Origin of the sequence: Dorea sp. OM07-5, from assembly GCF_003481355.1 — a bacterium.
Lineage (GTDB): Bacteria > Bacillota > Clostridia > Lachnospirales > Lachnospiraceae > Dorea_D > Dorea_D hominis.
Map to the genome: position 1 here is coordinate 122,523 of NZ_QUKZ01000001.1, position 11,994 is coordinate 134,516.

Here is an 11,994-nt window from a genome sequence, read left to right on the forward strand (position 1 = left end):
TGTGAACCCAAAGAAATGGGGAGAAAAAATAAGAGAAAACAAGGAGGAAGATACAAGATGGATTGTTTAAAATTTTTATCAAAATCTAATATGAAGAAAAGTGGACTTTTTGCGGCAGGTGTTTTGTTTGGCACAGCAGGAATTAAAGTACTTGCAAGTGATGATGCAAAAAAAGTATACACAGGATGTACAGCAGCAGTGCTTCGTGCAAAAGAATGTGTAATGAAGACAGCAGCAAAAGTACAGGAGAACGCAGAGGATATTTATGCTGAGGCTCAGCAGGTAAACGAAGATAGAGCCGCAAAGGCAGAAGCTGTAGCAGATGCAGAAGAGGTAGCTGAAGAAACAGCAGAAGAGACAGAAGAAGTTAAAGAGGAAGAAGCGTAAGATCATGAAGTTTTTAATCAAGCATGATATTAAAGGCAGAATCCGTGTGCAGATGTGCCAGACGAGAATGACATTTACACAGGCAGATATGCTGCAATATTATCTGGAAGACAGAGAGTATATCCATGCAGTGAAGATTCAGGTGCGAACACAGGGCGTGGTGATTCAATATGAAGAAAGTGCGAGAGCACAAGTGATCGATGACCTGCGTGCATTTGGATATGACAGAGTGACGGTTCCTGAGAGCTATCTGGAAAAATCAGGCAGAGAGTTAAATCAGGAGTACTGGGATAAGCTGGTCAACAAAGTTGTCCTGCATTTCGGTAATAAATTATTCATGCCGCTGCCAATCCGTACAGCGATTGCAACTGTGAAATCAGTAAAATATATCTGGCAGGGTGTTCGTACATTTGCAAAAGGTAAGATTGAAGTGCCGGTTCTCGATGGAACAGCAATTGCAATTTCCATGTTACGTGGAGATATAAATACAGCAAGTTCTGTCATGTTCCTGCTCGGCATTGGTGAAGTACTGGAAGAGTGGACGCATAAGAAGTCGGTAGATGATCTGGCAAGAAGCATGTCACTGAATATCAGTAAAGTATGGCTGGTAACAGATGGAAAAGAAGTTCTTGTCAATGCAACGAAGATCCAGCCGATGGACGAAGTTCGTGTGCATGTCGGCAATGTAATTCCGTTTGATGGTGTTGTGACAGCCGGAGAGGCGATGGTCAATCAGGCATCCCTGACAGGTGAATCTGTTCCGGTGAGAAAATGTGAAGACCGTTATGTTTATGCCGGTACAGTGGTAGAAGAAGGCGAACTGACTGTCCGTGTCAAAGAGACGAATGGTTCCAGCAAGTTTGAGAAGATTGTGACAATGATCGAAGAATCTGAGAAACTTAAATCTTCTCTGGAGAGCAAGGCAGAGCATCTTGCAGATCGTCTTGTGCCGTATACATTTGCGGGAACATTTGCGACCTATTTCCTCACAAGAAATGTGACGAAAGCATTGGCTGTTCTGATGGTTGACTTCTCATGTGCATTGAAACTTGCAATGCCGATTTCCGTATTGTCTGCAATCCGTGAAGCGAGTGAACACAGCATTACGGTCAAGGGTGGAAAATATCTGGAAGCCATGGCAGAAGCTGAGACGATCGTATTTGACAAGACAGGAACGTTGACAAAAGCACAGCCGACAGTTGCTGAGGTTGTTTCTTTTGATGGCAGAGAGCCAAAAGAATTACTGCGTATTGCCGCATGTCTGGAAGAACATTTCCCACATTCTATGGCAAAAGCAGTTGTGAAAGCTGCAAAAGAGCAGAATCTTGTACACGAAGAATTACATTCAAAAGTAGAATATATTGTTGCACATGGAATCTCTTCTAAGATTGAGGAAAAGAAGGTTGTGATCGGAAGTTACCATTTCGTATTTGAGGATGAGAACTGCAAAATTCCGGAAGGGATGCAGGAGAAGTTCGATACACTGCCGGATGAATATTCTCATTTGTATATGGCGATCGAGCAGGAGCTTGCGGCCGTTATCTGTATCGAAGATCCGATCCGTGAGGAAGCGAGAGAAGTGGTTGCAAGACTGAAAGAAGTCGGACTATCCAAGGTTGTTATGATGACAGGAGACAGTGACCGGACAGCGAAAGCGATTGCTGCAAGAGTTGGTGTTGACCGGTATTTCTCAGAAGTACTGCCGGAAGATAAGGCGAACTTTATCGAAGCTGAGAAGAAAGCCGGAAGAAAAGTCATCATGATTGGCGATGGAATCAATGATTCGCCGGCACTGTCAGCGGCAGATGTTGGCATTGCGATCAGTGACGGTGCTGAGATTGCAAGAGAGATCGCAGACGTGACGGTCGGAGCAGACAGCTTACATGAGATCGTGACACTGAAAGAATTAAGTGACCGGTTAATGAGCCGGATCCATGGCAATTACAGAAGTATTGTCGGAATTAATACAGGACTGATCCTGTTAGGCGTGATGGGCGTGATACCGCCGACAACATCCGCACTTTTACATAATTCTTCAACTTTATATATCAGTTTAAAGAGTATGAAAAATCTGTTGCCGGAATAGGCAGCAGATTTTTTTATGGCGACGAGGAAAATGCGATGCTTTAATAATTTCTTAATTTTCTATAAAAAGGAGCTTTTTATAGATTTTTTCGCTATAATAAAAAGATAAGGCTGAAAAGAAGGAGAATACTACATGTTACAAATCCAACATATATGCAAGGAATACCGGACAGCGAATCTCGTCCAGAAAGCACTGGATGATGTGAGCCTGAATCTCAGGGATAATGAATTTGTTGCAATTCTTGGACCGAGCGGTTCTGGTAAGACAACGCTTCTGAACATTATCGGCGGGCTGGACCGCTACGACAGTGGTGATCTGGTGATTAATGGAATATCGACGAAAAAATACAAGGACAGAGACTGGGATTCATATCGGAATCATACGATTGGATTTGTGTTTCAAAGTTATAATCTGATTCCACATCAGACGGTACTGTCAAATGTGGAACTTGCACTGACGATTTCAGGAATCGGTAAGGAAGAGCGGAGAAAACGTGCGATAGAAGCACTGGAGCAGGTAGGACTCGGAGAACAGTTACATAAGAAGCCGAACCAGATGTCCGGGGGACAGATGCAGCGTGTCGCGATCGCGAGAGCGCTTGTCAATGATCCGGATATTTTACTGGCAGATGAGCCGACCGGTGCGCTGGACAGCGAGACAAGCGTACAGGTTATGGATCTTCTGCGTGAAGTGGCAAAAGACCGCCTGGTTGTAATGGTTACGCACAATCCGGAGCTTGCGCAGGAGTACGCAACGAGGATCGTGAAGTTAAAAGATGGAAAGATCCGCTCGGATTCCGATCCATATATTCCGAAGCAGGATGAAGAGAAAGTTCCGGTTCATCAGAACATGGGCAAATCTTCTATGTCATTTTTAACGGCGCTTGCACTTAGCTTTAATAACCTGAGGACGAAGAAGGCGCGAACACTTTTGACTGCATTTGCAGGTTCCATCGGAATCATCGGAATTGCACTCATTTTGGCACTTTCGACCGGAGTGAATGATTATATCCAGTCGGTGGAAGAAGATACGCTTTCTGAATATCCGCTGCAGATCCAGAGCACCGGATTTGACATTTCTTCAATGATCGTCGGAATGGGTGGTAATGACAGTGATTCAGACAGCGCAAAAGATAAAAAAAGTACAACGAATACAAAAAACAAAGCAGATCAGCAGGTGAAAATTTTCAAAAATGTGACGGAAATGTTCAGCAAGATGAATTCCAATGACCTCAAGTCTTTGAAGAAGTATCTGGACAGTGATCAGTCGGATGTTCGAAAATATACGAAATCTATCGAATATTCCTATAATATAACACCACAGATCTACAGAGATACTGGCAAGAAGATCCGTAAAGTGAATCCGGATCAGTCATTTGCGGCAATGGGACTTGGCTCCTCCGTTGGAACGAACAGTATGATGTCCAGTATGATGAGCACCAATGTATTTTACCGGATGCCGGATAACCCGGATTTGTATAAGGGGCAGTATAACATTAAGGCAGGACGCTGGCCGCAGGATTATAACGAGTGCGTTCTTGTGCTGACACCGGATGGAAGTATGAGTGATTTTCTTCTGTATACACTGGGACTTCGTAATATCAAAGAGCTGGATGATATGGTCCAGAACTTTATCGACGAGAAGAATATAAAGATGCCGGGAGATATTGGAAAATATACTTACCGTGATATTATGAATGCGAAGTTCAAGCTGGTAAACGCTTCGGATTATTATCAGTATGACAGCAAATATAAGGTCTGGAAGGATAAGTCCGGTAATCAGAGTTATCTGAAGAAACTGATGAAAAATGCGGAAGATATAAAGATTGTCGGTGTTGTACAGCCGAAAAAGGGCGGAAAAGCTGCATCACTGACACCGGGAATTAACTATCCGGCTTCGCTTGTACAGCATACGGTACAGGAAGCAAAGAACAGTAAGATCGTAAGAGAACAGTTGAAAAATAAGAAAAAAGACATTTTCACCGGAGAAAAGTTCGGAAAACCTGATAAGAAAAAAGGCATGGATATGAATTCTATGTTTGCGGTTGATCAGGATGCGTTAAAAAATGCTTTCGGTATGGATACAAGTGCATTTTCAGGCAGTATGAAGAATGCATTTTCCGGGGATTCCCTAAATATGCAGAAATTATTTGAAAATGCCGGAAAGTCTATGGATCTGTCGAAAATGATCGATTTAGACAAAATTGCAATGAACCTTGAAGATATGCCGGATCTGCAGTTGGATGATATGGTGAAGAATCTGCAGGTCGCAGTAAAACCGGGTGGTATGGAGAAGTTATCGGCAAGTCTGATGCTTGGCTATAACGAGTATGTGAAGACACATCCGGAAGCAGATTATTCGAGTCTGGACAGTGCGTTTGCGGCATATCTGAAGACGGACAGTGCGCAGACAATCCTTAAGACGAATATGAAAGCTATTTTGAAAAAGCAGGGAAAAGTAACGCTTACGACCGAACGTATGCAGGAGCTTGTCACAGATGTGATGAAAGGCTTCCAGCAGTATGAGAAGGCAAACAACCTGACGAATCCTGATAAATTCAGTGAATATTTGCAGGCATATCTGAAAACAGACGGTGCAGTGAGTATCATGAATACGTGGGCGGACAAAGTATTTGCGGATATGGATATCCAGATTACGGATGCAGAGATGGATAGTCTGTCTTCACAGTTGTCAGCAGGATATCTGGTGTATGCGAAGAAAAATAACAAGCCTGATCCGACGAAGATGGGACAGTATTTTCTGGATTATATCAGAACGCCGGATGGTCAGAAATACCTGGCAGCAGGACTTACGCAGGCAATCGACATGGATAAACTGGAAAAACAGATTTCCAAATCTATGGGAACTTATATGAAAGGTGCGATGGGAACATACAGCAAAGCATTGTCGAAAACATTGCAGAAACAGATGACTTCTGCGATGAAGCAGATCACCAGTCAGATGACAAAAGGTATGCAGACAGCAATGACACAGGCAATGTCAAATATCGGTACGCAGCTTCAGGATGCCATGAAGATCGATCCTTCAGCATTTGCCAAAGCATTTAATATGAATATGAGCCAGGATGATCTGATGGAACTGTTTATGTCAATGAGTGGTCAGGAAAAGGCAACTTACGAAGGAAATCTGCAGAAACTTGGTTATGCTGATTTTGCGAAGCCGAGTGCGATTTCCCTGTATCCGAAGAATTTTGACGCAAAAGCAAAGGTTGTCGATATTCTGGATAATTATAATAAAAAGATGGAAAAAGCCGGAAAAGATGAACAGGTAATCACCTATACGGATATTGTGGGTACAATGATGAATTCGGTAACAGATATTATTAATATCATCAGTTATGTACTGATCGCATTTGTGGCAATTTCGTTGATCGTATCTTCGATCATGATCGGTGTTATTACTTATATCAGTGTACTGGAACGTAAGAAGGAGATCGGAATCCTGCGTGCGATCGGAGCATCCAAAGGAAATGTTTCACAGGTGTTTAATGCCGAGACATTTATCATTGGTCTTTGTGCAGGGCTTATGGGAATCGGACTGTCGCTTCTGATTCTTGTTCCTGCAAACATGGTGATTCATACACTGACAAATAATACCAATATAAATGCAGTCCTTCCGACTGTGCCGGCACTTGTACTGATTGTGTTAAGTGTTGTTCTGACACTTCTAGGCGGACTGATCCCGTCCAGAAAAGCAGCAAAGAGTGATCCGGTGACAGCACTCCGGACGGAATAAAAGTATTTGAGAAAAGTGGTTAAGAGCGATTTTGTGGCAACGCTTTGGACAGAGTAAGAGTATAAGTAGAATGAGAGTGCAGGAAAATAAAAACAAGAAGGTGAACAGACAATGAAGAAAGAACTGGAATATTTCGCTATTGAGGGGGCATTTGGCGGAAATCAGGACTGGTTCAGTAATGTAGTTATGAATATGGGTGGCTGCGCTGCGGCAACAGCGTGCGACAGCTGTATCTATTTTGCAAAATATATGGGAATGCGTGCATTGTATCCCTACGATATCAACAATCTGACAAAAGAAGATTACAAGCGGTTCAGCCAGGTGATGAAGCCTTACATCCGTCCAAGAGTGGGCGGTGTCCGCAAATTATCCTGGTATATGGATGGATTCAGCAAATATATAGCGGCTGTGCAGGCGAAGCTGGATATAGAAGAAGCCGGGTTTTTAAATATACGTATGCAGGAAATATCCGGTGATGTAGAATATGCAGAGGCATACCGGCGGATCAAGAGCCAGATCGATGCAGGACTTCCGGTTCCGTATCTGATGTTGAAACATAAGAATACCGAAGAATTTAAGGATTTCACATGGCACTGGTTCCTGGTTGTCGGTTATGAAGAGAAGGATGAAGATATGCTCATCCGTATTGCGACATATGGCGAGAAAATTTGGCTGTCGCTCCGGAAAATGTGGGCCACCGGCTATGAGGAAAAAGGCGGGATAGTGTTGTATACGATTTAATTTTTAATTTGGGACGGGGATTTTCTAGAAAATCCCCGTCCCAAATTAAAATTCCCCGTCCCAAATTAAAATTCCCCTGTCCCTTTTTAGAAAATCCCTGTCCCCTCTTTACGAAAAACTGTTTTTCAGTTACAATAATAACCGAGTATGTAAAATTACAGGAAAAAGTGAGGATATAAAAAATGGCAAATCCAGTAGTTACAATTGAAATGGAAAATGGAGATATTATGAAAGCGGAGCTGTATCCTGAGATTGCACCGAATACAGTAAACAATTTCGTTTCTCTCGTTAATAAAGGATTCTACAACGGACTGATCTTTCATCGTGTGATCAGTGGATTCATGATCCAGGGCGGATGTCCGGATGGAACAGGAATGGGTGGTCCGGGATATACGATCCGTGGCGAATTCATGCAGAATGGTTATGCGAACAGCCTTGCGCACACAGAAGGTGTACTGTCTATGGCAAGAGCCATGCACCCGGATTCAGCAGGATCCCAGTTTTTCATCATGCACAAGAACTCCCCACATCTGGACGGCGCTTATGCTGCATTTGGTAAGATCATCGAAGGTATGGATGTGGTAAATAAGATTGCTGCAACCGATACAGATTACAGTGACAGACCGTTAGAAGAACAGAAGATGAAGAGTGTAACGGTTGAGACATTCGGAGAGACTTATCCTGAGCCGGAGAAAGTTTCATAATAAGATGAAAGAAACAAAGAAGACCGTGTGCTGCACCTTGCCGGGTGCAGCCTGATATTTTATGGCTGGAGGCATATAACAGATGGATATGGTTCAGACAGATAATCTGATATTTGAATATGAGAAGCGGGATGAAGAAGGTAACGTGACCGGAACGTACCGCGCAATTGACGGGGTGAATATAAACGCCAGAGAAGGGCAGTTTATTGCCATTTTGGGACATAACGGTTCCGGAAAATCAACGCTGGCAAAGCATATGAATGCAATATTAGTTCCAACCGGTGGCACGATGTGGGTGAGCGGTTGGAATACAAAAGAACCGGAGCATCTGTGGGATGTCAGACAGTCGGCGGGAATGGTATTTCAGAATCCGGACAATCAGATCATCGGAACAGTTGTGGAAGAAGATGTAGGATTCGGTCCGGAGAACCTTGGAGTTCCAACAGATGAGATCTGGACACGTGTGGAAGAAAGTCTGAAAGCAGTCGGCATGCTGGAATACAGACACCATTCGCCAAACAAGCTGTCCGGCGGACAGAAGCAGCGTGTGGCAATTGCGGGCGTAGTGGCGATGGAGCCGAAGTGTATCGTGCTTGATGAGCCTACCGCGATGCTGGATCCGGTCGGAAGAAAAGAAGTTCTGAAAACAGTTCAGAAGTTAAGAAAAGAGAAACATGTGACGGTGATTCTGATCACGCACTATATGGAAGAAGTCATCGATGCGGATCAGATCTATGTTATGGATCATGGTCATGTAGTTATGCAAGGAACACCGAAGAAGATATTTTCGCAGGTAGATAAATTAAAAGAGTACCGCCTGGATGTACCGCAGGTGACACTCCTTGCAGATACACTTCGTAAACAGGGAGTGGATATTCCGGAAGGAATTCTGCGAAAGGAAGAGTTGGTGGAAGCATTATGTCGATTAAATTAGAACATTTGAATTATGTATACAGCGCAGGAACCGCCTACGAAAAACAGGCATTGAAGGATGTATGTCTGGAAATTCCGCATGGAGAATTTGTAGGGATCATCGGTCATACAGGATCGGGCAAATCCACGCTGATTCAGCATCTGAATGGACTGGTAAAGGCGACATCCGGTGCACTTTATTATGATGGAAAGAATATTTACGAACCGGGATATAATATGCGTGAACTGAGAAATCAGGTTGGACTTGTATTTCAGTATCCGGAGCATCAGCTTTTTGAAGTGGATGTTATGAGTGATGTCTGCTTTGGGCCGAAGAATCAGGGACTGAATCCGGATCAGTGTATGGAATGTGCGCTGGAGGCATTAAAACTTGTTGGATTAAAAGAAAAATATTACAATTCTTCGCCTTTCGAACTCTCGGGTGGGCAGAAAAGACGTGTAGCGATTGCAGGTGTGCTTGCCATGCATCCGAAGGTACTTGTACTGGATGAACCGACAGCGGGACTGGATCCGAAAGGACGTGATGACATTCTGGATCAGATCGCTTATCTGCATACGCAGAGAGATATGACAGTTATTCTGGTGTCCCACAGTATGGAGGATATTGCCAGATATGCTGATCGCATTATCGTTATGAATAAAGGCGAAGTGATGTACAATGACTGCCCGCGCAAGGTATTTGAACATTATCGGGAGTTGGAGCAGGTAGGGCTTGCAGCACCGCAGGTAACTTATATTATGCATGATCTGAAAGAACAGGGATTTGCAGTGGAACCAAATGTAACAACCGTGGAAGAAGCGGCTGCGCAGATTAAGAAGGCACTGGAGAAGAGAAAATGATTCGAGATATTACAATAGGACAATATTATCCGGCAAAAAGTGTGGTCCACAGACTGGATCCGAGAGTAAAACTGATATGTACACTGCTGTATCTGATCTCGCTTTTCTTATTCAGCAGTATTCCGGGATATCTTGTGGCAACGGTATTTCTGATCTGTGTGATCCACATTTCCAAAGTTCCTTTTTCTTATATTGTAAAAGGACTGAAGCCGGTGATCATGCTGCTTATGATCACAGTATTATTTAACCTGTTTCTGACAAGACAGGGAGACGTGCTGTTTCATGCATGGATCTTTACAATCACAGAAGGTGGTCTTCGTACTGCGGTGTATATGGCAATCCGGCTTGTTTATCTGATTATTGGTTCTTCGCTGATGACATTTACGACAACACCGAATGAGCTGACAGATGGGATCGAAGCGGTGCTTCATCCACTGAATAAGATTCATGTGCCGGTACATGAGATTGCAATGATGATGTCAATCGCACTCCGGTTTATTCCGATTTTGCTGGAAGAGACAGATAAGATCATGAAAGCACAGCTTGCAAGAGGTGCGGATTTCGAGAGCGGTAATATACTGCAGAGAGCGAAAAGCATGGTGCCGATCCTGGTACCGTTGTTTGTATCGGCATTCCGCCGTGCAAATGACCTTGCGATGGCGATGGAAGCCAGGTGCTACAGGGGCGGCGATGGGCGCACGAAGATGAAGCCACTTCGCTATAAGAGCAGAGATTATGCGGCTTATATCATTGTGATTGCATATGTGGTCGCAGTGGTCGCAATCGGTCGTGGTGTGCAGTTGCATATCTGGGTATTTTAAATAAGCGGTGATGGCATCAACAGAAGAATCAATGTGAAATGATGGCAGTATTTTTTAAGTTCCAGGAGAACATAAATGAGCAGAAGAGTGAAATTAACGGTTGCCTATGACGGTACGGATTACTGCGGATGGCAGATTCAGCCGAATGGAATCACCGTAGAAGAAGTATTAAATAAAAAAATCAGTAAGCTGACGGGAGAGGATATCCGGATCATCGGAGCAAGCCGTACAGATTCCGGTGTGCATGCACTGGGAAATGTTGCCGTTTTTGATACGGAGTCTTCCATTCCGCCGGAGCGCATGGCTTATGCATTGAATCAGAAACTGCCGGATGATATTGTCATCCGGCAGTCTTGTCAGGTACCGGATGACTGGCACCCGCGTTATCAGGATCATGTAGTTAAAACATATGAATATCACATTTGTAATGCGCCGGTGCCAAATCCGCTGAAACGAAGATACAGTACACATGTTTCGTTCCCGATGGATGTAGAAGCGATGAAAAAAGGTGCAGCGTATCTGATCGGGGAGCATGATTTTGTGAGTTTCTGCAATATTAAGACAAACGTGGAAGACACAGTGCGTACGGTTTATGCGCTGGATATCATGCAGGAAGGGGAAGACATTACCCTTCGAATCACGGGAAATGGATTTCTCTATAATATGGTCCGTATCATTGCCGGGACGCTGATACGTGTCGGTAGGGGATTTTACGAACCGGAACGGGTAAAAGAGATTCTGGATGAGAAAGTCCGTACAGCAGCAGGCGTTACAGCACCGCCGAACGGACTTGTACTTGTGGAAATCGGCTATGATGATTCGGAAAATGGTGGATATTCCGAAGAAGAACGAAGATAAATGTGGAAAAGTCAGCAAAAAGAGCAGGAGATTAAGATGTATTACGTAGGAATTGATATTGGTTCAACCGCTTCTAAAGTAGTTGTGCGCGGAGAAAAAGAATTACATTTCGTTTTGCCAACAGGATGGAGCAGCAAGGAGACCTGTCAGATCATTAAAGAAAAATTAGAGACAGAAAATATAGATGTTCTGTCGGACGAGACAAAAGTAGTGGCAACCGGATATGGACGTGTTGCGGTTGAGTTCGCAGATTTTGTTATCACAGAGATTACCTGTCATGCAAGAGGGGGACGCGAAATGGCGGGTGACAACTGCACGATCATTGACGTAGGCGGTCAGGATACAAAAGTAATTCTTGTGGAACATGGAATGGTACGGGATTTTCTGATGAACGATAAATGTTCAGCGGGAACGGGAAAATTTCTGGAAGTTATGGCAAACCGTCTCGGCGTGACGCTTCAGGAACTGTTTGAACTGGCAGCGGAAGGGGAAGTGCTTCCGATCAGTTCTCTGTGTACGGTATTTGCAGAGTCAGAAGTCATTAATTATATTGGAGAAGGAAAGAAAAGAGAAGACATTGCAGCGGGCGTTGTAGATTCAGTGGCAGCCAAAGTTGCCCAACTCAGCCAGAGAAAAACACTTTCCGATAAGGTGATCCTGACAGGCGGTTTAAGTGACAGTGTCTATTTTACAGATATTTTGTCAAAGAAGTTAGGATGTGTGGTTGAGACAACGAAAAATGGAAGATACGCAGGTGCTTTGGGGGCAGCACTGCTTGCGAAAGAGAAGAAAAAACGTTAAAACAGGAGGAATAACAAGAAAATTCACAAAAAATCTAAAAAAAGTCTTTTTATTTTTTCTGTAAATA

General features: G+C 43.7%; 10 protein-coding genes. All 10 read left to right on the top strand.

Features of this window, described 5'->3' with window-relative positions; genetic code table 11:
• Positions 1–57: 57 nt before the first annotated feature.
• On the top strand, positions 58–387 hold the full coding sequence (locus tag DXC04_RS00630) for a DUF6110 family protein (RefSeq protein WP_021860099.1): 330 nt from the start codon (positions 58–60) through the stop codon (positions 385–387).
• Between the two features lie 4 nt (positions 388–391).
• The gene (locus DXC04_RS00635; RefSeq protein ID WP_118659531.1) at positions 392–2,473 is read left to right on the top strand and encodes a heavy metal translocating P-type ATPase; all 2,082 of its coding nucleotides are present in this window, start codon (positions 392–394) and stop codon (positions 2,471–2,473) included.
• A gap of 132 nt (positions 2,474–2,605) precedes the next feature.
• Positions 2,606–6,229 (top strand): ABC transporter ATP-binding protein/permease, encoded by a 3,624-nt coding sequence (locus DXC04_RS00640; protein ID WP_118659533.1) that lies wholly within the window; start codon positions 2,606–2,608, stop codon positions 6,227–6,229.
• Positions 6,230–6,340: 111 nt separating this feature from the next.
• Positions 6,341–6,970 carry a hypothetical protein gene (locus tag DXC04_RS00645; protein WP_118659535.1) on the top strand — a complete coding sequence of 210 codons (630 nt, stop codon included), beginning with the start codon at positions 6,341–6,343 and terminating at the stop codon, positions 6,968–6,970.
• 182 nt (positions 6,971–7,152) lie between these two features.
• Positions 7,153–7,674, top strand: coding sequence for a peptidylprolyl isomerase (locus tag DXC04_RS00650; RefSeq protein WP_117536826.1), 522 nt, complete (start codon positions 7,153–7,155; stop codon positions 7,672–7,674).
• An 82-nt stretch (positions 7,675–7,756) separates the two neighbouring features.
• Positions 7,757–8,608: an energy-coupling factor transporter ATPase gene (locus tag DXC04_RS00655; RefSeq protein WP_021860104.1), complete on the top strand. Its 852-nt coding sequence runs from the start codon at positions 7,757–7,759 to the stop codon at positions 8,606–8,608.
• Entirely contained in the window at positions 8,593–9,447 is an 855-nt protein-coding gene (locus DXC04_RS00660) for an energy-coupling factor transporter ATPase (protein ID WP_021860105.1), read from the top strand. Before DXC04_RS00655 ends, DXC04_RS00660 begins: the two co-directional genes overlap by 16 nt.
• Entirely contained in the window at positions 9,444–10,268 is an 825-nt protein-coding gene (locus tag DXC04_RS00665; protein WP_117536825.1) for an energy-coupling factor transporter transmembrane component T family protein, read from the top strand. The genes DXC04_RS00660 and DXC04_RS00665 overlap by 4 nt, the downstream gene beginning before the upstream one ends.
• A gap of 75 nt (positions 10,269–10,343) precedes the next feature.
• Positions 10,344–11,126 (top strand): tRNA pseudouridine(38-40) synthase TruA, encoded by a 783-nt coding sequence (gene truA, locus DXC04_RS00670; RefSeq protein WP_118519496.1) that lies wholly within the window; start codon positions 10,344–10,346, stop codon positions 11,124–11,126.
• Between the two features lie 36 nt (positions 11,127–11,162).
• Positions 11,163–11,927 (top strand): acyl-CoA dehydratase activase, encoded by a 765-nt coding sequence (locus DXC04_RS00675; protein ID WP_118659673.1) that lies wholly within the window; start codon positions 11,163–11,165, stop codon positions 11,925–11,927.
• Positions 11,928–11,994 lie beyond the last annotated feature (67 nt).

What these genes read in the sequence shown, in the direction of transcription:
- DXC04_RS00630 (WP_021860099.1), top strand. Translation starts at nt 58, where the DNA reads ATGGATTGTTTAAAATTTTTATCAAAATCTAATATGAAGAAAAGTGGA.
- DXC04_RS00635 (WP_118659531.1), top strand. Translation starts at nt 392, where the DNA reads ATGAAGTTTTTAATCAAGCATGATATTAAAGGCAGAATCCGTGTGCAG.
- DXC04_RS00640 (WP_118659533.1), top strand. Translation starts at nt 2,606, where the DNA reads ATGTTACAAATCCAACATATATGCAAGGAATACCGGACAGCGAATCTC.
- DXC04_RS00645 (WP_118659535.1), top strand. Translation starts at nt 6,341, where the DNA reads ATGAAGAAAGAACTGGAATATTTCGCTATTGAGGGGGCATTTGGCGGA.
- DXC04_RS00650 (WP_117536826.1), top strand. Translation starts at nt 7,153, where the DNA reads ATGGCAAATCCAGTAGTTACAATTGAAATGGAAAATGGAGATATTATG.
- DXC04_RS00655 (WP_021860104.1), top strand. Translation starts at nt 7,757, where the DNA reads ATGGATATGGTTCAGACAGATAATCTGATATTTGAATATGAGAAGCGG.
- DXC04_RS00660 (WP_021860105.1), top strand. Translation starts at nt 8,593, where the DNA reads ATGTCGATTAAATTAGAACATTTGAATTATGTATACAGCGCAGGAACC.
- DXC04_RS00665 (WP_117536825.1), top strand. Translation starts at nt 9,444, where the DNA reads ATGATTCGAGATATTACAATAGGACAATATTATCCGGCAAAAAGTGTG.
- truA (WP_118519496.1), top strand. Translation starts at nt 10,344, where the DNA reads ATGAGCAGAAGAGTGAAATTAACGGTTGCCTATGACGGTACGGATTAC.
- DXC04_RS00675 (WP_118659673.1), top strand. Translation starts at nt 11,163, where the DNA reads ATGTATTACGTAGGAATTGATATTGGTTCAACCGCTTCTAAAGTAGTT.